The organism is Ensifer sp. 22460 (assembly GCF_052044935.1).
GTDB lineage: Bacteria > Pseudomonadota > Alphaproteobacteria > Rhizobiales > Rhizobiaceae > Ensifer.
In genome coordinates, this window is record NZ_JBQENZ010000002.1 from 75431 (window position 1) to 98666 (window position 23236).

A 23236-nucleotide genomic window follows, 5' to 3' on the forward strand; every position below is an offset into this window, starting at 1 on the left:
GGTGCGGCGGGCCTTCGTGTTCGTGGCAATGCGACCTTGATCAGTCGGCCTTCTGGCGGCGTGCCGGGAAGAGGATGACGTCGCGGATCGACGGCGCATTGGTCAGAAGCATGATCAGGCGGTCGACGCCGATGCCGAGGCCACCGGCCGGCGGCATGCCCTGGTCGATGGCATCGAGGAACTCGTCGTCGAGCTGCTTGGCCTTTTCGCCGCGAGCATGCGCCTGTTCGAGTTGCTCGACCATGCGGGCGCGCTGCTCTTCCGGGTCGTTGAGTTCCGAGAAGGCGTTGCCGAGTTCCCAGGCGTTGCAATAGGTCTCGAAACGCTCGACCAGGCGCGGTTCGCCCGGCACTTCCTTGGCGAAGGGCGAGATGTCCTTCGGGAAATGCGTGACGTGGGCCGGCTGGATCAGCGTTCCTTCAACCTTTTCTTCAAAGATGAAGGCGAGGCACTCGCCCCAGGTCCAGTCCTTCTCGACTTCGAAGCCGGCAGCCTTGGCGGCCGCGCGGGCTTCCTCGTCGGTCTTCATCGCCAGGAAGTCGATGCCTGTCGCTTCCTTGACGGCGTCGGGCATCGGCACGCGGCGGAACGGACCCTTGAAGGAGATTTCCTTGTCGCCGTAGGCAAATTCGGTCGAACCGTGGATCGCCATCGCCAGCTCGGCGAACAGCCGCTCGACGAGGTCCATGATGTCCTCGTAGTCGGCATAGGCCCAGTAGCATTCCATCATGGTGAATTCCGGATTGTGCCGGGTGGAGACGCCTTCGTTGCGGAAGTTGCGGTTGATCTCGAAGACCTTGTCGGTGAGACCCGAAACCAGCGTGCGCTTCAGGTACAGTTCCGGCGCGATGCGCAGGAACATGTCGAGCTTCAGCGTGTTGTGATGCGTCTTGAACGGCTCGGCGGTGGCGCCGCCATAGACCGAATGCAGCATCGGCGTCTCGACTTCCATGAAGCCGTCGTTTTCCATGAAGCGGCGGATGCCGGAAACGATGCGGCTGCGGCTCTGAAAGCGCAGCTTCGATTCCTCGTTGGTCATGATGTCGAGGTGACGCTTGCGGTAGCGAATTTCGATGTCGGAGAGGCCGTGCCACTTCTCGGGCATCGGCAGCAGCGACTTCGTGAGCATGGTGATCGCCTGGGCGTTGATCGTCAGCTCGCCGCGCTTGGTACGGCGCACGACGCCGGTGACGCCGATGATGTCGCCGATGTCGATCATCGGCAGCAGGCCGCGGGCCTCTTCGCTCGTCACGTCCTTGTGGCTGAAGATCTGGATCTTGCCGGAGGCGTCATGGATGTCCATGAACATGCCGGAGTTGCGCGAGGAATAGACGCGGCCGGCAACGGTCACGACATCCTGCGTCTCGGTGTCCGGTTCTAGGCCCTCGTACTTGGCAGTGAGTTCGGCATTGCTCATCGTCCGGTGGAAATGCGCCGGATAGACGTCGCCGATCTGTTCGCGCAGCAGCTTCAGCTTCTGTGCGCGGACTTCAGTTGCGTCGGAGGAGAGGCCAGTGGTCTCGGTCTTGTCGTTCATCGTGCTCTCCTTACTTTCCGCTGCCGACCATGGAGGCGACCACCTGGGCGGCAACCTTCAGGCGCTGGCGTACCACGGCGCGGCCCAGGATTTCCATGCTGTCGAACAGCGGCAACGAGCGCTGAGAGCCGGAAACCGCCACAAAGAGCGGCGCCACGATGACCTTCAGCTTCTTGCCCATGCGCTCGGCGACCGCACGCAGTTCCGCTTCGATCGACTCCTTGTTCCACTCCAGGATCTTTTCGAGATCCGGCTGAACGGTGTTGAGGACCTCGAGCAGTTCCTCGGGCGTCGACTTGACGCCGGCGAAGGCAGCCGGCTGCAAGCCGAGATCGGACTTGAACAGGAAGCTTGCGAGATCCGGCAGTTCGCCGAGCTTCGAGATGCGCGACTGGCTGAGCTTCAGGCCCTGCTTCAGGCGGTCGTTTTCCATCGCCCAGGCAAGCACACGGGCAGCGAACTCGTCTTCCGAGAGCTTCTCGCGGATCCAGCGCGCGTTCAGCCAGTCGAGCTTCTGGATGTCGAAGATCGCGCCGGCCTTGGAAAGGTTTTCCGGATCGAACTTTGCCGCCAGTTCCTCGATCGTCAGCAGCTCCTCGCCTTCGGCGATCTGGATGAAGAACAGGCCGAGGAAGTTCATCAGCGCTTCCGGCAGGTAGCCGAGGGCGGTGTAATAGGAGATCGACGTCGGGTTCTTGCGCTTCGACAGTTTCGACTTGTCGGCATTGCGCATCAGCGACAGGTGCATGAATTTGGGCGGCTCGAGGCCGAGATACTGGTAGATCAGGATGTGCTTCGGCACGGAAGCCAGCCACTCCTCGCCGCGGGCGACGTGGGTGATCTTCATCAGATGGTCGTCGACGACGTTTGCCATGTGGTAGGTCGGCATGCCGTCGGCCTTCAAGAGCACCTGCATGTCGACGGCGTCCCACGGGATTTCGACGTCGCCATAGACGCCGTCGTTAAACTTGCACGAGCCCTCGGTCGGGATCTTCATGCGCACGACATGCGGCTCGCCGGCGGCAACGCGCGACGTCACTTCTTCGGCCGTAAGGTTGAGGCAAAGGCCGTCATACTTCGAGGGCTTGCCGGCGGCGCGCTGGCTCTCGCGCATCTGCTCCAGTCGCTCGGGCGTGCAGAAACAGCGGAAGCCGTGACCGTTCTCGACGATCTTCTCGACATAGGGACGGTACATGTCCTTGCGGTCGCTCTGGCGATAGGGGCCATAGGGACCACCGACATCAGGACCTTCAGACCATTCGAGCCCGCACCATTTCAGCGCGTCCAGCACCTTCTGTTCGAACTCCGGCGTCGAGCGGGTCGCATCGGTGTCTTCAATGCGCAGGATGAACTCGCCGCCGTGCTTCTTCGCAAAGAGGTAGTTGAACAGAGCGATATAGGCCGTGCCGACATGCGGCTCGCCGGTGGGGGAGGGTGCGATGCGTACCCGGACTGCTGAATTTGCCATGGTCTTTGCCCGTCTGACGTGCTTTTCGCCCCTTGCCGGAAAAGAAATCCGACCGCTGGGGCGCGCATTTTATGGGAAGGAAAGGCCCGCAAGGGTGCCGCAACAGCGGTATCGGCAGGCTATTCCAGTCGGCTCGCGTGAGACCATAGAACACCGATCATGTCAACGGAAAGTGGATCACGCCGGTTTTTGTTGACACTGCCTGCCCTGGGCGATAATGAACCGAAAGGTTATTTAACTGAAAGGTTTTTTAGAAAATGCCGGAAGATCGCTTGTCGACGACGCTCTCAGCCCTGGCCGACCCAACGCGAAGGGCGATCCTCGCTCGCCTCGCTCTCGGAGAGGCCTCGGTCGGCGAACTGGCGGAACCCTTCGCAATGAGCCTGCCGGCAGTGTCCAAGCATCTCAAGGTTCTCGAGCGCGCCGGGCTGATCAGCCGCGGCCGCGAAGCGCAATGGCGCCCGTGCCGGCTCGAGGCCGCGCCGCTGAAGGACGTCAACAGCTGGCTCGACAGCTATCGGCGCTTCTGGGAACAGAAGTTCGATCGTCTCGACGCCTATCTGCAGGAACTCCAGCACATCGATCCGGACGCCGGAAAGAACTGATCGCCATTCCATCTTCCGTGTCCGGCTTTTCTGCTGTAAGCAGGACGCGTCGAAAAAGGCAGGACCGGATAAGGTAAGCCCGGTCCCTTCGGTTTTCTAACGAAGCTCTGCTCGAACGTCCCGTTCGAACCCACGACGTGGTTCCGATGCCATCGCATCGGTCCGCGGCGGGGTATGCACATCGGCGCAGTCCGCCGCGTTTCTCGAACACGGAGACTGTGAACATGCGACTGAATCATATCGACCTCTATAGCCCCGTCGTTGCCGAAACGGCTTCCTTCCTCATCGACCATTTCGGCCTGACGCTGGTCGAAAAGCGCGGCAAGGACGCCTTCTATCGCTTGACGGACGGTTTCGGCCTCGTGCTCGTCGTCAGCCCGCCGATCACGGCACTCGGCGGTGGTGACCAGGTGAACCTCGGCGCCCAGACCTATCATGTCGGCTTCCTGCTGCCGGCGCGGGCTGAGGTCGACGACGCCTACCGGCGGGTGCGTGGATCCGGCGCCCAGGTGATCGCACCGGAGGACCGGCACGGCGCCTACGTCTTCTATGTGGTCATTCCCGGCAACATTCTGGTCGAAGTCGGTCATCGCGCAGACGTATGAACCGGACCGGAGGTCAGCGGAACGTTTCCTCGGGAGACGCGTTGTCCAATCAGAAGGCGCGGAGCCGGGCTACCGGCATGGCTCAGCGAAAGAGGAGGAGCGATCCTGCTTTTCGCTGAAGGCTCGCGGTTGACGGCCGGTCGGTTCGGTCCCGCCTCTTCGTGAACTCCCACAAACAAGAAGGCCCGCATCGGCGATGCGGGCCTTTTCGCGATGAGGCCGTCGTGGGCGCAACTCGTCAGTTGAGCTTGCCTGCCTTCCGGAGCCGCGCATTGCGCGCGACCATGTTGAGGATTTCGACAAGGGCCGAGAAGGCCATGGCGGCGTAGATGTAACCCTTCGGCACATGCAGGCCCATGCCTTCGGCAATCAGCGTCGTTCCGATCATCAGGAGGAAGGCGAGCGCCAGCATGACGATCGTCGGGTTCTTCTCGATGAAGTTGGCGAGCGGATTGGCGGCGACGAGCATCACGGTCACGGCGGCAATCACGGCGATGACCATGATCGGCAGGTGCGGCGTCATGCCGACGGCGGTGATGATGCTGTCGACCGAAAAGACGAGGTCGAGCAACAGGATCTGAGCGATCGCAGCGCCGAAGCTGTTGATCGCCGAAGACGCGATGAAGTCCTCGCCATGATCGGCCGGATCGACATTGTGGTGGATTTCCTTGGTCGCCTTCCAGACGAGGAACAGGCCGCCGGCAATCAGGATCATGTCCTTCCAGGAGAAGCCGTGGCCGAAGGCCTCGAACACCGGCGTCGTCAGCTTGACGATCCAGGCGACAGTGCCGAGAAGCGCAAGGCGCATGACGAGGGCGAGGCCGATGCCGATGCGGCGGGCCTTTTCGCGGTGCTCGAGCGGCAGCTTGTTGGTGAGGATCGAGATGAAGATCAGGTTGTCGATGCCGAGAACCACCTCCATGACGACAAGGGTGACGAGGGCGACCCAGGCGGCGGGGTCTTGGGCAAGCAACAGGATATCCTGCATCGGCGATCTTCCTTTGTGGGTGGCGCGTCGTCGCGCAAGAATCGCCGAAAGTATTTAAGAAACATCGCGGAGGTGACAAGCGCCGCCGCTATTTGCGGCGGCGCTTTACCGTTTACGATTTGATTGGAATCCAAAGTTCGACGACGCCCATGCCCGAATGCGGGTCGAAGCGCTCGTCGTAGCGTTCGATGAGATCAGGCGTTTCGCCGTGCTGAAGTCCGGACTCGGGCAACCAAGTGCCGAAGACATGGTCCGCGGTCTTGGCGATCGCGGAGATGTGGCCGCGGTGCAGGAAGACGGCATAACGCTGCTTCGGCAGCTTCAGCGTCGAAAAGCCCTCCGGCAGGTCGTCGATTTCGCTGACATCCGCGGCTGCCATGTAACGGAAGGTTCCGGCCTCGCCATTGCTTTGGGTGCAGACGCCGTAGGCGATGTCGCCCTTCTGGCCGGCTATGTTGCCGAAGTGGCGGTTGAACCGCTGCCAGAGCGAAGGGATGCCCTCGGTGCGGCTGTAGGCACAGGTTTCCGCTAGGCCCGCCAGAAGCAGGGGCGGGCTGTCTTCGAAGCGCGGCGGGTCGATCTTGAGAAGGCGGGTATCGTCCATTCTTAAAGGCTCCATCAGTTCGATGTTTCGAACGTGCCTTTGCTTGCGCACCGTCTCGGGCGTCACGCCGAACTGGTCGCGAAAGGCGCGGGTGAAAGCCTCGTGCGAGTTGTAGCCCGCTTCGAGGGCTACCGAAAGAATGCTGAGGGAACCATCGGCCAGGGCGTAAGCGGCATCGCTGAGGCGCCGGCCGCGAATATAGGCGCTGATCGAACGGCCCGTGACCAGCCCGAAAACGCGCGAGAGATGGAAGCGCGAGAGGCCAGCGGCCCCGGCGATCTCATCCAGCGATATGTCCCTTGCGAAATGGCTCTCGATGAACCAGACCGCGCGTCCGATGGCACTCATCATCACTCCTTTGGCAGCGCCCTGGTGATAGGGTCTTGCCGGAAGGCGCGCTTGATCGCAATTGCTGGATTGTAACGCCGGAGGGGTCGGATGAGTTCGGCGCCAGCCGTCCTATTTCTTCGGTCCGTAGGCGGACATGAAGACGCGGACGGCGGCGGTCACCGTCGCCTCGATCTGTTCCTTCGGCGGTGCGGTGCACATGCCGCCGAACAGGCGGTGCTTGAAGAGCCCGGCCTGCGCCATTTCGATGAACTGGCGGGCGGCCATCTCGGTGTTGTCGATATCCAGAGTACCGGCAGGAACCTGCCGGTCGAGATAGGCCTTGAGCACGGTATAACCGTTTTCCGGCGCCTCGCTGAAGAAGCGCTCGGCCAGATGCGGCATGCGATCGATCACGCCGATCACCATGCGCATGGAGCGGATCGTTTCTTCGGCCGTCATGCTGGTCGTCAGCGTCACGCCGAAATCGTAGAGCGATTCCTCGACGTCGTCGTGATCGTTGAGCGCGTGCTTGGCGGTCTGGACCACCCGGGTCTTGCCCTTGATGATCAGAGCCTTGAACAGGTCTTCCTTGTTCTCGAAATAGACGTAGAGCGTACCCTTGGAGACGCCGGCCTCGCGGGTGATGTCGTTCATGCTGGCAGCGTCGAAACCCTGGCTCAGAAAGGCGCGCCGGGCACCTTCGAGGATCTGCTCGCGCTTGGCGGGGTCCTCGCCGGCGGCGTGGCGGCCGCCCATCGAAAAGAGATCTTCGTCCTGGCCGACATTCGGCTGGATCATGTCCTGGGTTCCGGTCTTCACCGTGCTCATGGTGGTCGCTTGTTTCCGTCCTGCTTGCATTAAATTTCAGTCATCGAACCGCGTGGTTCGATTTCCTCTTGATATGCGACCAGAAAGGGCCTATGTCAAGCTCGATCGAACCGAACGGTTCAGTTCGTTCAGCAATCTTTAACCAGGCCGGTGCCCAATGTCCGCATCCAACACATCCAGCGCTGCTCGCGTCCGTCCAGTCGACGAGAATTTTGAAGTGCAGCAGGAAACCGCGCTTGAGGCAAAGGCGCCTGCGGCGGAGCAGGCCGCTGTCCAGGCTCCCGCAGAAGCGGCGCAGCCGCCGAAGAAGGCGCGCAAGCCCATCGTTCCGGTGCTCGGTCTGGCGCTTCTCGCCGCCGGCGCCTGGTTCGGCTACGACTGGTGGACCAATGGCCGCTTCATGGTCTCGACCGATGACGCCTATATCGAAGGCGACATCGCGACGATTTCGCCGAAGGTTTCGGGATACGTCGCCAAGGTCGATGCCGTCGCCAACCAGAAGGTGAAGGCCGGCGATCCTCTCGTTACCCTCGACGATGGCGATTATCGTATCGCTGCCGAGCAGGCCGAGGCAAAGATTGCCACCCAGAAACTTGCACTCAGCCGTTTCGATGCGCAGATTGCCGGTGCCAAGGCGAGCCTGGCCCAGACCGAAGCGCAGAAGAAGGCTCTCGAAGCGACGGTGCGCGGCGCCGAGCTTGCGCAGAAGCGCGCAAGCGACCTCCAGTCCAAGGCCGTTGGCACCGTCGCTTCGCTTGACAACGCCGATGTGGCGCTCGACCAGGCACGGGCGAACCTTGCCGGCGCCGATGCCAACATCGCCGCTGCCAATGCGAGCATCACGGTTCTCGAAGCCCAGCGCACCGAAGCCGAAAGCGAGATCCGCTCGCTCGAGCTTGCGCGCGACAAGGCCAATCGCGACCTCGGCTTCACCGTCTTGAAGGCGCCCTATGACGGCATCGTCGGCAACGTGGCGGTTCAGGTTGGCGATCTCGTTTCAGCCGGCCAGCGGCTCGCTGCCCTCGTTCCGGTCGACCAGCTCTACATCGACGCCAATTTCAAGGAGACCCAGATCGCCCATCTGGTGCCGGGCTCCAAGGTCAAGGTCCATGTCGACGCCTATGAGGATCACGCGATCGAAGGCACCGTTGCCTCGATTTCGCCAGCCTCCGGTTCGGTCTTCTCGTTGCTGCCGGCCGAAAACGCCACCGGCAACTTCACCAAGGTGATCCAGCGCGTGCCGGTGCGCATCACGCTCCCGGCCGACGTGCTGGCCGAAGGACACCTGCGCGCGGGCCTGAGTGTCGTCGTCGACGTCGACACGCGCACGGCGCCGGATCAGACCAAGGTCGCCGCCACCAAGTAATCAGGCCCAAACGCCGGCGCGCCTCAAGGCGCGCCTTTGCAAGGAGTGGCTGAGATGGCCGCAACGGCAACAGCAGGTTCGGTGGCGGCCGCCGCACCGAAGGTCGAGGAACATATGGATCCGAAGAGGCTGATCGCCTTCTTCGCCATGGTCGTCGGCATGTTCATGGCCATCCTCGACATCCAGATCGTCTCGGCCTCGCTCGCCGAAATCCAGGCGGGCCTGTCGGCCGGCTCGGACGAGATCGGCTGGGTGCAGACCTCCTATCTCATCGCCGAAGTCATCATGATCCCGCTGTCGGGAACGCTGGCGCGCATCGTCTCGACGCGCGTGCTGTTCTCGGTTTCGGCCGCCGGCTTCACCGCGGCGAGCGCGCTTGCGGCAACGGCGACGAACATCGACCAGATGATTGTCTATCGCGCCATCCAGGGCTTCATCGGCGGCGGCATGATCCCATCGGTGTTTGCGGCGGCCTTCACCATCTTCCCGCCGTCCAAGCGCAACATCGTCTCGCCGATCATCGGCCTGATCGCGACGCTGGCGCCGACGATCGGGCCGACGGTCGGCGGCTATCTCAGCCACGCTTTCTCCTGGCACTGGCTGTTTCTGGTCAACGTCATCCCTGGCATCATCGTCGCCACGCTCACCTGGACCTTCATCGATTTCGACAAGCCGGAGCTCGGCCTGTTCAAGAAGTTCGACTGGTGGGGCCTGGCCTCGATGGCGATTTTCCTCGGCGCGCTGGAGTACGTGCTGGAAGAAGGCAACACCAACGACTGGTTCAATGACGAGCACATCGTGATGGGCGCAGTCGCTTCGGCAATCGCCGCCATCGTGTTCTTCTATCGGGCCTTCAAGGTGGAGTTCCCGGTCGTCGACCTCAGGGCCTTTGCCAACCGCAACTTCGCCTTCGGCTCGATGTTCTCCTTCGTCATGGGCATCGGGCTCTATGGCCTCACCTATCTCTATCCGCTCTATCTCGGTCGCATCCGCGGCTACGATTCGCTGATGATCGGCGAGACCATGTTCGTCTCGGGCCTTGCGATGTTCTTCACGGCGCCGGTCGCCGGCATCCTTTCGGGAAAGCTCGATCCGCGTGTGCTGATGACGATTGGTTTTACCAGCTTTGCCGCCGGCACCTGGATCATGGGCCATCTCACCGCCGACTGGGACTTCTACGAGCTGTTCATCCCGCAGATTCTGCGCGGCGTCGGGCTGATGCTCTGCATGGTGCCGATCAACAACATCGCGCTCGGCACCATGCCGCCGGCGCGCATGCGCGGCGCTTCTGGTCTTTTCAACCTCACCCGAAACCTCGGCGGTGCGGTGGGGCTCGCGGTGATCAACACGATCCTGACCCAGCGCCAGGACTTCCACTATGCGCGCCTTGCCGAGCATGTTCAGTGGGGCAATCCGGAGGCGATGGAGCGGTTCAACAACATGGCCGCCAACTTCAACGCCCATGGTCTCGACGGCACGACGATCGCCGTCAAGCAGCTTGCCGCCATGGCGCAGAAGCAGGCAGTCATCCTGTCCTTCGGCGATATCTTCGTGCTTTTGACGGTGCTGTTCCTGTCGCTGATCTTCGGTGTGATGATGATCAAGAAGCCGCAGGGCGCCGGCCCCAGCGGCGGCGGTCACTAGAACGCCTCGTTTAGGGCGTGGCTCTCGGTTTACGGGAACCACGCCTTGCGGCACACTCCCGTCCGTGCAAGGTGGGGGCGGTGGCATGCGGCAATGGGTTTCGGCCGGCATTTCGAGGCGATCTTTCATGGTAGGCCTGGGCGGTCTCGCGGCGGCGCTTGCGGCCCCTCGCGCCCGCGCCGCCATTCCAGCCATCGATGCGACCTTCCTGTTTTCCAACGACATCCATGCCTGCCTCGTCTCGATCGAGGGGCTCGCGCCGAACTGCGCGGCGGAAGGCAAGACCGACGCGAACCTGCTGCGCCATGTGGCGGCGCTGAACGCCGTGCATGCCATGCGCTGGCCGGAAACGGTCGCGGGCAAGCCGAGCGGTCTCGCAAGTGCCGGACGGCAGATCGGCAAGCCACTCGGCCTGGTGCTTGGCGGTGACATCACCGACGACGGCGGCGGCCAGGTACGCCAGCCGCGGGAAGGGCGGCAGCTGCAGCAGTTCTCCAGCCGCTATCAGGAAGGGGCAGGGAGCGATCGCGTCCACATGCCCGTATTCGTCGGGCTCGGCAATCATGACCTCGACCAGGACGGCCCGCCGCCGCATATCGACTGGTATCGCCGCGAGCTGCGCGATTATGTCGAGCTCAATCATCGCCAGACGGTCTTCTACAAGCCGCCGGTGCCGGTGACCAACTACGACCCGCTTTCGGACTGCTACTCCTGGGATTGGGGCGGGTTGCACCTTGTGCAGCTGCAGCGCTTCGGCGGCGATGAGACGAAAGGCGCGGTGAATGCGCTGCCCTGGCTGAAACAGGATCTGGCTGCCTATGCCGGCGATGGCCGGCCCGTCATACTGTTCCAGCACTATGGCTGGGACGCGTTTTCGACGGAGGTCTGGGATGCCAACTTGAAGACTTTTGACGACACCGGTGACGGCGCGCCGCACTGGTGGAGTGTCGGCCAGCGCCAGGCACTGCTCGATATCCTCAAAGGCTACAACGTCATCGGCCTGTTCCACGGACACCAGCACGAAACCGCAATGATCTACCGGCAGGGCGGGCTCGACCTCATCAAGCCGAAGGCGGCCTATATGGGCGGTTTTGCGATCGTGCGTGTCACGGACGGTTTCATGGATGTTGTGTTGGCCGAGGCTGGTTCCGCGCACGGAGAGGTCACGTTTACTGCGGCTTTCAGCAAGCGGCTCGCCTAATATCTGGCAAGTGTCACAACATTCGTTAAATCGATCAGAATCAATCGTTTAAAGTGACAGCGTGCCGTCTTTCCGCCGGCGCACGGACGCCTGTTTTCGCCGCTTTGAAGATTCCTGATTTACGTACATCAGAAATTCCTCTAAAGGCAGAACCCGGAGGAAAACATGCGTCCGACAGTTCACGATATCGCTGCAGAAGCGGGGGTCAGCCTCGCCACCGTCGACCGGGTTTTGAACAACCGCCCGGGCGTGCGTGGCGTCACCCGCGACAAGGTCGAACGCGCCATAACGACGCTCGGTTATGTGCGCGACGTCGCCGCCGCCAATCTTGCCAAGAGCCGCATTTACCCGCTGGTCTTCATTCTGCCCGAGGGCGACAACACCTTCATGCGCGGCCTTGCGGCCGAGGTGGAAGCGGCGAAAGTGCGGTCTGCGGTCGAGCGCACCGCAATCACCGTGCTCTCCGTGCCGGCCTTCGATAGGGCGGCCCTGGCCGCGGCACTGGAAAAGGCGCGGACACTCGCCCCTGCCGGCGTCGCCGTGGTTGCGATCGATGCGCCCGAGGTCGTTGCGGCTGTCGACCGGCTGCGCGAAGACGGCATTGCTGTGGTGACGCTGGTCTCCGATCTGCCGGGATCGTCGCGTGATCACTTTGCCGGCGTCGACAACATCGCCGCCGGCCGGACCGCAGGCACCTTGATGGGGCGTTTCCTCAGCGGTCGCGAAGGATCGGTCGCGATCGTCGCCGGCGCGATGCTGGTGCGCGACCATCGTGATCGCCTCGAAGGTTTCAGCGCGGCGATGGCCGAAAGCGCCCCGGGCCGCCGGCTTCTGCCCGTCGTCGAGGGTCATGACGATCCCGCCGAAGTCGAAAACCTCGTCTCGGGGCTTGTCGCCGATCATGCGGACCTCGCCGGCATCTACAGTCTCGGCGCCGGCAATCGCGGCCTGATCGCGGCACTCGAAAAGGCCGGGCGTCAGGCTGATATTTGCGCCATCGCGCACGAGCTGACACCGCATAGTCGCGCGGCACTCGCCTCCGGCACCTTGGACGCGCTCCTCAACCAGGATGCCGGCCATGAGGTGCGCAGCGCCATCCGCGTGCTGAAGGCCCGTGCGGATGGTCTATCGGTGATCGGGGCGCAGGAGCGCATCCGTATCGAGATTTTCCTTAGGGATAACCTGCCGGTCGAGCCGGCGTAACGATTTGGAACTGCGCAGTTCCAGACGGCAAACCGGTCTGGAATTGCTCAATGGAGGCAAGCATGTATCTCGGACTGGATCTCGGTACCTCGGGCGTCAAGGCAATGCTGATCGATGGCGACCAGCGCATCATCGGTTCGGCCTCCGGCGCGCTCGACGTTTCGCGGCCACATCCCGGCTGGTCGGAGCAGGACCCGGCGGACTGGGTGCGGGCGACCGAGGAGGCGATTGCCGGGCTGAAAGCGACCCACCCGGCGGAGCTTGCGGCGGTGCGCGGCATTGGCCTCTCCGGCCAGATGCACGGCGCGACACTGCTGGACGCCGACGACCGGGTGCTTCGGCCCTGCATTCTCTGGAACGACACCCGCAGCTTCCGCGAGGCGGCAGCACTCGACGCGGACCCGCAGTTCCGCGCGATTACCGGCAATATCGTTTTCCCGGGCTTCACCGCGCCGAAGCTTGCCTGGGTGCGGGCCAACGAGCCCGAGATCTTCGCCAAAGTGCGCTGGGTGCTGCTGCCCAAGGACTATCTGCGCCTGTGGCTGACCGGCGAGCACATGTCGGAAATGTCGGACTCGGCCGGCACCGCCTGGCTCGACACCGGCAAGCGCCGTTGGTCGGAGAGCCTGCTTTCCGCCACCGGCATGGACGAGAAGCAGATGCCGAGCCTGGTCGAAGGCACCGAGGCGGCTGGCGGGCTGCGTTCGGAACTCGCGGCCCGCTGGGGCATTGCCGGCGACGTCGTGGTTGCCGGCGGTGCCGGTGACAATGCGGCGTCTGCCTGCGGCATGGGCACCGTCGGCGAGGGACATGCCTTTGTCTCGCTCGGCACCTCAGGGGTGCTCTTTGCCGCGAATGCGAGCTACCTGCCCAATCCGGAAAGCGCCGTACACGCCTTTTGCCATGCGCTGCCGAACACCTGGCACCAGATGGGCGTCATCCTGTCGGCGACCGATGCGCTCAACTGGTACTCGGGCATCGCCGGTCTCAGTGCTGCCGATTTGAGCGCCGAGCTTGGTGATGACCTGAAGGCGCCGACCGGCGTCACCTTCCTTCCCTATCTCTCGGGCGAGCGCACGCCGCACAACGATGCGGCGATCCGCGGCGCCTTCGTCGGGCTAGGGCATGAAAGCAGCCGCGTGGTGCTGGCCCAGGCGGTGATGGAAGGCGTGTCCTTCGCCATTCGCGATAGCCTGGAGGCCCTTCGCGCCGCCGGCACGACGCTGTCGCGGGTAACCGCGATCGGCGGCGGCTCGCGCTCACGCTACTGGCTGAAGTCGATCGCCACGGCACTCGACCTGCCGGTCGATCTGCCTGCCGACGGCGATTTCGGTGCCGCCTTCGGGGCAGCCCGCCTGGGCCTGATTGCCGCTACGGGTGCAGATCCCGTCGCCACCTGCTATGCGCCGCTCACTGCCGAAACCATCGCGCCCGAGGCGTCGCTGGTTTCGGTCTACGAGGAGACCTATCAGCGTTATCGCCGGCTCTATCCGGCGATCAAGGGTGCGGCGTCGTGACGACGCTGCACCGCAGATCCGGTTCGGGTGCCGGCCGCTCAGCGGGCGGGGACCTTGTCGAGAAAGCCGGTGATCGTCTTCAGGCGGCCGTTCTCGATCTGGCAGACATCCGTGCCTTCGATAACCGAGGCAACGCCCTCCGGGCCGAGCGCCCAGGAAAAGCGGATCGTGTCGGCATAACCGTCCGCAGCCCCCTTCAGCGTGAAGCGGAAGCCGGGGAACTGGCCGTGGACGCCGGCGATCAGCGCATCGATGCCGGCGTGGCCGTCGCCTTGCATGATCGGGTCGCGGTAGGCGACGTCGGCGGTGAACGCCTTCTCGATCAGCGCAGAGCGGGCGGCGGCGTCGGTTGTGTTCCAGGCGGCAATGTAGGCTTCGGCGATGGCGTTGAAGTCGTGCATCGAAGTGTTCCTTTCGTTTGGCGTTTCGATGCCCCAGCTATCGCCGGACGAGGGAATGAAACCAATTACCTTCCACGTAATGGCCGCGCCTATCGAACGGGCGACGCCGGCCGAAATCCATCCCATTCGCATCATCCTTGAGAGGAGCCAAACCCATGAGCACAGGATTTTTCGGCGATATCGCCAAGATCAAGTATGAAGGCCCTGATAGCGCCAACCCGCTTGCCTTCCGTCATTACAACAAGGACGAGGTTGTTCTCGGCAAGCGCATGGAAGATCACCTGCGCTTTGCCGTCGCCTACTGGCACACCTTCGTCTGGCCGGGCGGCGATCCCTTCGGCGGCCAGACCTTCGAGCGCCCCTGGTTCAAGGACACCATGGACGCGGCGAAGCTGAAGGCCGACGTCGCCTTCGAATTCTTCAACCTGCTCGGCGTGCCCTTCTACTGCTTCCATGACGCCGACGTGCGCCCGGAAGGCAGGAGCTTTGCGGAGAACACGAAGAACCTCAACGATATCGTCGATCACTTCGAGAAGAAGCAGGCCGAGACCGGCGTCAATCTGCTCTGGGGCACCGCCAACCTTTTCTCCAACCGGCGCTACATGTCGGGTGCCGCGACAAATCCGGACCCGGATGTCTTTGCCTTTGGCGCGGCAACGGTGAAGACCTGCCTCGACGCAACCAAGCGCCTCGGCGGCCAGAACTATGTGCTGTGGGGCGGGCGCGAAGGCTACGAGACGCTGCTCAACACCGACATGAAGCGCGAACTCGACCAGCTCGGCCGCTTCGTCAATCTCGTCGTCGAGTACAAGCACAAGATCGGCTTCAAGGGCGCGATCCTGATCGAGCCGAAGCCGCAGGAGCCAACAAAGCACCAGTACGACTACGACGTCGCGACCGTCTACGGCTTCCTGAAGAACTACGGTCTGGAAAACGAGGTCAAGGTCAATATCGAACAGGGCCACGCGATCCTCGCCGGCCACTCCTTCGAGCACGAGCTGGCGCTTGCCAATGCGCTTGGCATCTTCGGTTCGATCGACATGAACCGCAACGACTACCAGTCCGGCTGGGACACCGACCAGTTCCCGAACAACGTGCCGGAGATGGCGCTCGCCTACTACCAGGTTCTCGCAGGCGGCGGCTTCAAGACCGGCGGCACCAACTTCGATGCCAAGCTGCGCCGCCAGTCGATCGACCCGGAAGACCTGCTGATCGGTCACATCGGCGGCATGGATTGCTGCGCCCGTGGTCTGAAGGCAGCGGCAAAGATGATCGAGGACAAGGCGCTCTCGGCACCGCTTAATCAGCGCTATGCCGGCTGGCAGGTGCCGGAAGCCAAGAAGATGCTCGACGGCGGCTTCTCGCTGGAGGAGATCGAAGCCTGGGTGCTGAAATCGGATCTCAACCCGCAGCCGAAGTCCGGCAAGCAGGAACTGCTCGAAAACGTCGTCAACCGCTACGTCTGAGCACTCTCGCGAGGTTGCTCGCGGCGGCCCGGTCTCTCCGGGCCGCCGGTTTGCGGCGACTGCGGGTGTCGGCGACGCAGGTGGGCTGCAATATGAAATCGATTACAAATCTCTCGGGAATCTGCGCCTTCGCCAGTTGCCCCCTGTTAAAAATCTGCTAGCTTTGGCGCCTGCAACGTTTCAGGTCCGCCAGTTGTGGCGAAAACAAGGTGCCATTGTACCTCCTTGTCGCCGACTGACCGGATAGGCCGACATCATCAATGGCCGTTTCATCGGGAGGAAAATCGGGATGAAGACGATCAAGGGTCCAGGGCTCTTTCTTGCGCAATTTGCCGGCGATGCGGCACCGTTCAATTCCTGGGACGCGATCACCAAATGGGCGGCCGACTGCGGCTACAAAGGCGTGCAGGTCCCGAGCTGGGACGCGCGGCTGATCGATCTTCAGAAGGCAGCGACCTCGAAGACCTATTGTGACGAGTTTGCCGGCACGGCGCGCGACAACGGTGTCGAGGTGACGGAGCTTTCGACCCATCTGCAGGGCCAGCTCGTCGCCGTGCACCCGGCCTATGACGAGGCCTTCGATGGTTTTGCCGCACCCGAGGTGCGCGGCAATCCTGGGGCAAGGCAGCAATGGGCGGTGGAACAGGCGAAGCTGGCGCTGACGGCGTCGAAGAACCTCGGGCTCAATGCGATGGCAAGCTTTTCCGGCGCGCTTGCCTGGCCCTTCGTCTATCCCTGGCCGCAGCGGCCGGCCGGCCTCGTCGAGACCGCCTTTGACGAACTGGCGAAGCGCTGGAAACCGATCCTCGACCATGCCGAGGACTGTGGTGTCGACGTCTGCTACGAGATCCATCCGGGCGAGGACCTGCACGACGGCATCACCTACGAGATGTTCCTGGAGCGCACCGGCAACCACGCCCGCGCCTGCATGCTCTACGACCCCTCGCACTACGTGCTGCAGTGCCTCGACTATCTCGACAACATCGACATCTACAAGGACCGCATCCGCATGTTCCACGTCAAGGATGCGGAGTTCAACCCGACCGGACGCCAGGGCGTCTATGGCGGCTACCAGGGCTGGGTCAACCGGGCCGGGCGGTTCCGGTCACTCGGCGACGGCCAGGTGGATTTCGGCGCGGTGTTTTCGAAGATGGCGGCCAATGATTTTGCGGGCTGGGCCGTGGTCGAATGGGAATGCGCGCTGAAACATCCCGAGGATGGCGCGCGCGAGGGTGCCGACTTCGTCAAGCACCACATCATCCGCGTCACCGAAAAGGCCTTCGACGATTTCGCCGGCGGCGGTACCGACGAGGCCGCCAACCGGCGCATGCTGGGGATTTGAGGATTTCCCCTCGCTCGGCTTTTGGCTTGCCCCTCACCCTAACCCTCTCCCCGCAGGCGGGGAGAGGGGACGTGCACGACGCTGGCCGTTACTCCTACGGTTCATGTTGCCAAGGTCTGTGTGGCGAGCGGGTGCGGCATCTCCCTTCTCCCCGCGTGCGGGGAGAAGGTGCCGGCAGGCGGATGAGGGGCAGGCCCACACCGCGCGAATGAGGAGGGCCTCACCGGGATGACGGGCAATGCTCGCGAACGGTCACGCGAAACACACAAACGACACACGAACGGAAACAGGGGAGAAACCAAATGGCAATCGAAGGAACGAGCGAGAAGCGCGAGCGCCGCATCCGGCTCGGCATGGTGGGGGGCGGCTCCGGCGCCTTTATCGGTGCGGTGCATCGTATCGCGGCACGGCTCGACGATCACTTTGAACTGGTGGCGGGCGCCTTGTCGTCGACGCCGGAAAAGGCGGAAAGCTCGGGCCGCGAGCTCGGGCTCGACCCGTCGCGCGTCTATTCCGACTTCAAGCAGATGGCGATCCGCGAGGCGAAGCTGAAGGACGGCATCGAGGCGGTGGCCATCGTCACGCCGAACCACGTTCACTACGCCGCTGCCAAGGAGTTTCTGAAGCGCGGCATCCACGTGATCTGCGACAAGCCGCTGACCTCGACGCTTGCCGACGCCAAGAAGCTGAAAAAGGCGGCCGAGGACAGCGATGCCTTGTTCGTGCTGACGCACAACTACACCGGCTATCCGATGGTGCGGCAGGCGCGCGAGATGGTGGCCAATGGCGAGATCGGTGCGGTGCGGCTGGTGCAGATGGAATATCCGCAGGACTGGCTGACCGAAAATATCGAGCAGTCCGGCCAGAAGCAGGCGGCCTGGCGCACCGATCCGGCGCGCTCGGGCGCCGGCGGCTCGACCGGCGATATCGGCACGCACGCCTATAATCTCGGCGCCTTCGTCTCCGGCCTCGAGCTGGAGGAGCTTTCGGCCGATCTCGACAGCTTCGTTCCCGGTCGTCAGCTCGACGACAATGCACATGTGATGATGCGCTTCAAGGCAAAGGACGGTGAGCGCGCCAAGGGGCTGCTCTGGTGCAGCCAGGTCGCGCCCGGCCACGAGAACGGCCTGATGGTGCGCGTCTACGGCACCAAGGGCGGGCTCGAATGGACACAGAAGGACCCGAACTATCTCTGGCACACGCCGTTCGGCGAGCCGAAGCGACTGCTCACCCGGGCAGGTGCCGGGGCGGGTGCTGCGGCAAACCGCGTCAGCCGGATCCCGTCCGGTCATCCGGAAGGTTACCTCGAAGGCTTCGCCAATATCTACACCGAAGCGGCACGCGCCATTTTCGCCAAGCGCAAGGGCGAAAAGGTCGATCCGGCCGTCACCTATCCGACCATCGATGATGGCATGAAGGGCATGGTCTTCGTCGACGCCTGCGTCCAGTCATCCAAACGAAATGGTGCGTGGGTAAAGGTGTAGCGGAGCACAAGAACCGGCGAAAGGGTGGGGCATTCCCGCCCTTTTTCGCGAGTTGACATTTGCCAGCACGGCTTTAGGTCGGCCGCGATACAAAAGAAAACAACATGGTCCCGTTTCCGGCGGGGCCGGAACAAGACGAGGCAGAGAGATGACCGATCCCAAGATCCTGGCCCAGCGCTTCCCGGGCGACTTCGTATTCGGGGTGGCGACCGCCTCCTTCCAGATCGAAGGTGCCACCAAGGCCGATGGCCGGAAGCCGTCGATCTGGGACGCGTTTTCCAACATGCCGGGCCGTGTCTTCGGGCGGCACAATGGCGATGTCGCCTGCGACCACTACAACCGGCTGGACGAGGATCTGGACCTGATCAAGAGCCTCGGCGTCGAGGCTTACCGCTTCTCGATCGCCTGGCCGCGCATCATTCCGGAAGGCACCGGCCCGATCAACGAAAAGGGGCTCGATTTCTACGACCGTCTCGTCGACGGGCTTAAGGCCCGCAACATTAGGGCATTCGCCACGCTCTACCATTGGGATCTGCCGCTGGCGCTGATGGGCGAGGGAGGCTGGACGGCGCGCACGACGGCCTACGCCTTCCAGCGTTACGCCAAGACGGTGATCGCCCGTCTCGGCGATCGTCTCGACGCGGTTACGACCTTCAACGAGCCGTGGTGTTCGGTGTGGCTGAGCCATCTCTACGGCATCCATGCGCCGGGCGAGCGCAACATGGATGCAGCCCTTCACGCGCTGCACTTCACCAATCTGGCGCACGGGCTCGGCGTCGATGCCATCCGCTCGGAGCGGCCGAACCTGCCTGCCGGCATCGTCATCAATGCGCACTCCGTGTATCCGGGCAGCGACCGCAAGGCCGACATGGCAGCGGCCGAACGGGCCTTCGACTTCCACAATGGTGTCTTCTTCGGCCCCATCTTTAGAGGCGAATACCCCGAGAGCTTCATGAGCGCGCTCGGCCACCGCATGCCCACGATCGAAGACGGCGACATGGAGACGATCTCCCGGCCGCTCGACTGGTGGGGGCTCAACTACTACACGCCGATGCGGGTCAGCGCCGACCCGGCGAAGAGTGCGGAGTACCCGGCGACGATCAACGCCAAGGCGGTGAGCGAGACCAAGACGGATATCGGCTGGGAGGTCTACGCACCGGCGCTCGGTAGCCTGGTCAGGACGCTCAACGCGACCTACCAGCTGCCCGACTGCTACATCACCGAGAACGGCGCCTGCTACAACATGGGTGTCGAAAACGGCATCGTCGACGACCAGCCGCGACTCGACTACATCGCCGACCATCTGTCTGTCACGGCCGACCTGATTGCCGAGGGTTACCCGATGCGCGGCTACTTCGCCTGGAGCCTGATGGACAATTTCGAATGGGCCGAAGGCTACAAGATGCGTTTCGGCATCGTCCATGTCGACTACGATACCCAGGTGCGCACCATCAAGAAGAGTGGTCACTGGTACCAGGCGCTCGCCGAAGAGTTCCCGAAGGGCAACCACGCCTGACAATTGGGCGCGTGGTTTCAGCCGACCCGCATCAAGCACAGCTCCGGGAAGAACGCGAAACGGTTCTCCCGGATTTGCGTTACCCCAAGATCACCACCGGACCGGCAGGACCTCGAGGCTCTGCCGGTCGAGCTGGGCCAGCACTTCCTTGAAACCGTAGCGCGGCTTCCAATCGAGCTTCTCGATTGCGGCGCTCGGGTCGTAGACCCGGTCGATCGTGGCGGGCAGCGGCCAGCCGCGATCCGCAAAAGCCTGCGACAGTTTTGGCGCGCGTTCGCGCAACAGGCTTGCGGCGTCCTCTGCCAGACGGCGGCAATCGGTCGGAAGCAGCGGCGTTTCGCCAGAGATGATGTAACGCTGGAAGAAAGGGCCGCCGTTGTCGAGTGCCGCCGCATGCGCCGCCGCAACGTCGCGCACATCGATGCCACGGTGCAAGCGATAGCTCGCGACGCGGTCGGCCGCCTCCGGGAAACAGCGCGACATGCGCAATACCCGCACATGCAGGGCACGGTCGGCGGCATTTTCAAGTAGGGCTTCGGCCGCAAGCTTGGTGTGGTGATAAATGGTGTGCGGCTTTGGCGGTGTCTCCTCGGTGATCCAGGCGCAGCCTCCGGCGGTGACCGCGTGGCCGTAAAGAGCCGTCGTGCTGGTAAAGACGATACGGCCGACACCCGTCGCCTGGGCGGCAGCGATCACCAGATGCGTGCCCATCACATTGACGCGTTCGAATTCCTGGTCGGCGAGCATGTCCACATGCGGCGCATGCAGTGCTGCCGTATGGATCACGGCATCCGCCCCCTCCATGGCCCGCTCCAGCAATTCGCCGTCGACGAGATCGCCAACTATCGCGGTCGTGCCGAAAGGCGTGCGGTCGATGCCGATGACATCATGGTCTGCGGCGAGCGCGTTATAGATCGCCCGGCCGATGCGGCCCGAGCTTCCGGTCAAGACGATGCGCATTTCTTACCTCGTAACCCTGTTCCTGCCCGTTAGCATGAAATGCGGTCGGGTGCAGTCCGTTCAAACAAGGATTTCCAAGATGGCGATCTGCGGGATGCGGCACCCAGTGCAGCAAAAGAGCATGGTTTTGCCGATCTCCTTCCTATTGCGGAAAATCATGTCTGTGAAATCCAGCGGCAGTTCTCCATAAGAGCCGTAGATTATGTCGCATGCGGGCCATGCGGCGCCAAAGTTGAACTGACTGGTTTCTTGATGCTAGAGAAGTGCTCCCTGTTCCGAATGCGTTGTCGAATGTCGGCCTGACCGGACGCGCCTTCCATCCCGACTTTGCCGGGATCACGAGTTTTGAACATCCGAGAGCACCTAATGTATCCGCACATTCCGACTGCGCCTCTTTCGGGGATCTCCGAACGATGAGCGTTTCCGCCTTGAAAGCCACGTCACCGGCTGACGCAGCCGTCGTCTTCGACGGCGTTTCCAAGCATTTCCCCGCCTCCGGCCAAAGCGGCGCCTTCACCGCGCTCGACAACGTCTCGCTGACGGTCGATCGCGGTTCAATCACCGGCATTATCGGTCGTTCCGGCGCCGGCAAATCGACGCTGATCCGGCTGGTCAACGGGTTGGAGAAGCCGAGCAGCGGGAAGGTGCTGGTCGACGGCGTCGATGTCGGCGGGCTCGACGATGCGGCGCTGCGCACGCTTCGCCGCAACGTCGGCATGATCTTCCAGCATTTCAACCTGCTCTCCTCGCGCACCGTTTTCGGCAATGTCGCGCTGCCGCTCGAGATATCAGGCATGGACAAGCGCGCGATCGATCAGCGCGTGCGGCCGCTGCTTGATCTCGTCGGCCTTGCCGACAAGCACGGGCGCTACCCGGCCGAACTCTCCGGTGGCCAGAAGCAGCGAATCGGCATCGCCCGCGCGCTTGCGACCGAGCCGAAGCTGCTGCTCTCCGACGAAGCGACCTCGGCCCTCGACCCGGAGACGACACAGTCGATCCTGGACCTGTTGAAGCGGATCAATGCCGAGCTTGGCCTGACCGTGCTGCTCATCACCCATGAGATGGAAGTGGTGAAGGCGGTGACCTCGGATGTTGCCGTCATCGATCACGGCCGCATCGTCGAGCGCGGCCACACCTTCGACGTCTTCACGCATCCGAAACACGAGACGACGCGCGCGCTGCTTTCGGGCTTGCCGGGCTCCAAGCTTCCGGACGCGGTGGCCCGGGCGCTCAAAGCCCAGCCCGCACCTGGAGACCGTGCCGTCGTGCGGCTCACCTTCTTTGGTGCGGCGGCCGAAAGGCCGCTGATCTCTCAGTTGATCAAATCGGTTGGCGCCGAGGTCAACATCATCGCCGGCACGATCGACGAGATCGGCGGCGCGCCCTATGGCTCGCTGGTCGTTGCCTATGGCGCCGATGCCGAGACATCCGGTCGCGCCGAACGCTTCTTCACCGAAAACGGTCTGGTAACGGAGGTGCTCGGTTATGTCGCCTGATATTCTCCTGCGCATCGGTGGTGCCACCGTCGACACCATCTACATGGTTGCCGTCGCTGGCCTCATCGGCTCGCTGATCGGCCTGCCGATCGGCATCTTCCTCGCGACCAGCGGCAAGGGCGAGCTCTTCCCGGCGCCGACGCTCAACCGCATCGTCGGGCTGATCGTCAACGCCACGCGCTCGACGCCCTTCATCATCCTGGTCGTCGCGATCATTCCCTTTACCCGGCTTTTGACCGGCACCTCGATCGGCACCAAGGCGGCGATCGTGCCTTTGACGATCGCGACGATCCCCTTCGTCGCGCGTCTGGTGGAAGCGGCGATCCGCGAGATCGACAAGGGGCTGATCGAGGCGGCGCGCGCCATGGGCGCCACCCCGATGCAGATCGTCTTCAAGGTGCTGCTTGCCGAAGCGCGTCCGGCTCTGACGTTGGCGCTCACCATGACCGCCGTCAGTCTCATCGGCTATTCGGCGATGGTCGGGGCCGTCGGCGGCGGCGGGCTCGGCGACCTCGGCATCCGCTACGGCTACCAGCGCTTCATGCCCGACGTAATGCTCGTCGTTGTCATCGTGCTGATCGTGCTGGTGCAACTCGTCCAGAGTGCCGGCGACGGCCTGGCGCGGCGCTTCGACAAGAAAAACCGCAAGACCTGATTTCCTCCCAAGACTGAACG

General features: G+C 63.1%; 20 protein-coding genes. 13 read left to right on the top strand and 7 right to left on the bottom strand.

Annotated elements, in window-relative coordinates:
• Positions 1 to 40: 40 nt before the first annotated feature.
• Together lysS and gltX are read right to left on the bottom strand one after the other, a co-directional pair.
• Positions 41 to 1537 carry a lysine--tRNA ligase gene (lysS, locus tag ACTJKM_RS02630; protein ID WP_057254539.1) on the bottom strand — a complete coding sequence of 499 codons (1497 nt, stop codon included), beginning with the start codon at positions 1535 to 1537 and terminating at the stop codon, positions 41 to 43.
• A gap of 10 nt (positions 1538 to 1547) precedes the next feature.
• Positions 1548 to 3005 (bottom strand): glutamate--tRNA ligase, encoded by a 1458-nt coding sequence (gene gltX / locus ACTJKM_RS02635; RefSeq protein ID WP_058326877.1) that lies wholly within the window; start codon positions 3003 to 3005, stop codon positions 1548 to 1550.
• Positions 3006 to 3262: 257 nt separating this feature from the next.
• Between gltX and ACTJKM_RS02640 the strand changes: the two genes are divergently transcribed.
• Positions 3263 to 3610, top strand: a complete 348-nt coding sequence (locus ACTJKM_RS02640; RefSeq protein ID WP_058325288.1) for an ArsR/SmtB family transcription factor — start codon at positions 3263 to 3265, stop codon at positions 3608 to 3610.
• A 224-nt stretch (positions 3611 to 3834) separates the two neighbouring features.
• The gene (locus tag ACTJKM_RS02645) at positions 3835 to 4215 is read left to right on the top strand and encodes a VOC family protein (RefSeq protein WP_058326876.1); all 381 of its coding nucleotides are present in this window, start codon (positions 3835 to 3837) and stop codon (positions 4213 to 4215) included.
• A gap of 238 nt (positions 4216 to 4453) precedes the next feature.
• Here the strand turns inward: ACTJKM_RS02645 and ACTJKM_RS02650 are convergent, their stop codons facing one another.
• The 3 genes from ACTJKM_RS02650 to ACTJKM_RS02660 all read right to left on the bottom strand — a co-directional run bounded on the left by ACTJKM_RS02650 (position 4454) and on the right by ACTJKM_RS02660 (position 6935).
• Positions 4454 to 5203 (bottom strand): TerC family protein, encoded by a 750-nt coding sequence (locus ACTJKM_RS02650; protein WP_058325287.1) that lies wholly within the window; start codon positions 5201 to 5203, stop codon positions 4454 to 4456.
• Positions 5204 to 5315: 112 nt separating this feature from the next.
• Positions 5316 to 6155, bottom strand: coding sequence for a GyrI-like domain-containing protein (locus tag ACTJKM_RS02655; protein WP_440659913.1), 840 nt, complete (start codon positions 6153 to 6155; stop codon positions 5316 to 5318).
• Between the two features lie 111 nt (positions 6156 to 6266).
• Complete coding sequence (locus ACTJKM_RS02660; RefSeq protein WP_373419944.1) at positions 6267 to 6935, bottom strand: TetR/AcrR family transcriptional regulator; 669 nt, start codon at positions 6933 to 6935, stop codon at positions 6267 to 6269.
• A 187-nt stretch (positions 6936 to 7122) separates the two neighbouring features.
• Between ACTJKM_RS02660 and ACTJKM_RS02665 the strand changes: the two genes are divergently transcribed.
• From ACTJKM_RS02665 to xylB, 5 genes are all read left to right on the top strand, one after another.
• Entirely contained in the window at positions 7123 to 8331 is a 1209-nt protein-coding gene (locus ACTJKM_RS02665; protein ID WP_058326875.1) for an HlyD family secretion protein, read from the top strand.
• A gap of 54 nt (positions 8332 to 8385) precedes the next feature.
• On the top strand, positions 8386 to 9975 hold the full coding sequence (locus ACTJKM_RS02670) for a DHA2 family efflux MFS transporter permease subunit (protein ID WP_113513696.1): 1590 nt from the start codon (positions 8386 to 8388) through the stop codon (positions 9973 to 9975).
• Between the two features lie 127 nt (positions 9976 to 10102).
• On the top strand, positions 10103 to 11176 hold the full coding sequence (locus tag ACTJKM_RS02675; RefSeq protein WP_058326874.1) for a metallophosphoesterase: 1074 nt from the start codon (positions 10103 to 10105) through the stop codon (positions 11174 to 11176).
• A 165-nt stretch (positions 11177 to 11341) separates the two neighbouring features.
• Positions 11342 to 12379, top strand: coding sequence for a LacI family DNA-binding transcriptional regulator (locus ACTJKM_RS02680; protein WP_058326873.1), 1038 nt, complete (start codon positions 11342 to 11344; stop codon positions 12377 to 12379).
• A 62-nt stretch (positions 12380 to 12441) separates the two neighbouring features.
• Complete coding sequence (xylB, locus tag ACTJKM_RS02685; protein ID WP_058326872.1) at positions 12442 to 13896, top strand: xylulokinase; 1455 nt, start codon at positions 12442 to 12444, stop codon at positions 13894 to 13896.
• A gap of 38 nt (positions 13897 to 13934) precedes the next feature.
• Here the strand turns inward: xylB and ACTJKM_RS02690 are convergent, their stop codons facing one another.
• Positions 13935 to 14423, bottom strand: coding sequence for a nuclear transport factor 2 family protein (locus ACTJKM_RS02690; RefSeq protein WP_375293082.1), 489 nt, complete (start codon positions 14421 to 14423; stop codon positions 13935 to 13937).
• A 29-nt stretch (positions 14424 to 14452) separates the two neighbouring features.
• Here ACTJKM_RS02690 and xylA point away from each other — a divergent pair, with 29 nt between their 5' ends.
• The 4 genes from xylA (at position 14453) to ACTJKM_RS02710 (ending at position 20105) form a co-directional block, all read left to right on the top strand.
• Entirely contained in the window at positions 14453 to 15763 is a 1311-nt protein-coding gene (xylA, locus tag ACTJKM_RS02695) for a xylose isomerase (RefSeq protein WP_440659914.1), read from the top strand.
• A gap of 289 nt (positions 15764 to 16052) precedes the next feature.
• Positions 16053 to 17105 (top strand): sugar phosphate isomerase/epimerase family protein, encoded by a 1053-nt coding sequence (locus ACTJKM_RS02700; protein ID WP_058326870.1) that lies wholly within the window; start codon positions 16053 to 16055, stop codon positions 17103 to 17105.
• 302 nt (positions 17106 to 17407) lie between these two features.
• Entirely contained in the window at positions 17408 to 18589 is a 1182-nt protein-coding gene (locus ACTJKM_RS02705; RefSeq protein ID WP_058326869.1) for a Gfo/Idh/MocA family protein, read from the top strand.
• A 148-nt stretch (positions 18590 to 18737) separates the two neighbouring features.
• Positions 18738 to 20105 (top strand): GH1 family beta-glucosidase, encoded by a 1368-nt coding sequence (locus ACTJKM_RS02710; protein ID WP_058326868.1) that lies wholly within the window; start codon positions 18738 to 18740, stop codon positions 20103 to 20105.
• A gap of 90 nt (positions 20106 to 20195) precedes the next feature.
• On the opposite strand, the gene ACTJKM_RS02715 is transcribed toward ACTJKM_RS02710, so the two are convergent.
• Positions 20196 to 21065, bottom strand: coding sequence for an NAD-dependent epimerase/dehydratase family protein (locus ACTJKM_RS02715; protein WP_057254553.1), 870 nt, complete (start codon positions 21063 to 21065; stop codon positions 20196 to 20198).
• Between the two features lie 413 nt (positions 21066 to 21478).
• Here ACTJKM_RS02715 and ACTJKM_RS02720 point away from each other — a divergent pair, with 413 nt between their 5' ends.
• A complete protein-coding gene (locus ACTJKM_RS02720) occupies positions 21479 to 22561 on the top strand; it encodes a methionine ABC transporter ATP-binding protein (protein ID WP_058326867.1) in 1083 nt (360 codons plus the stop codon).
• A complete protein-coding gene (locus tag ACTJKM_RS02725) occupies positions 22551 to 23216 on the top strand; it encodes a methionine ABC transporter permease (RefSeq protein WP_057254555.1) in 666 nt (221 codons plus the stop codon). The genes ACTJKM_RS02720 and ACTJKM_RS02725 overlap by 11 nt, the downstream gene beginning before the upstream one ends.
• Positions 23217 to 23236 lie beyond the last annotated feature (20 nt).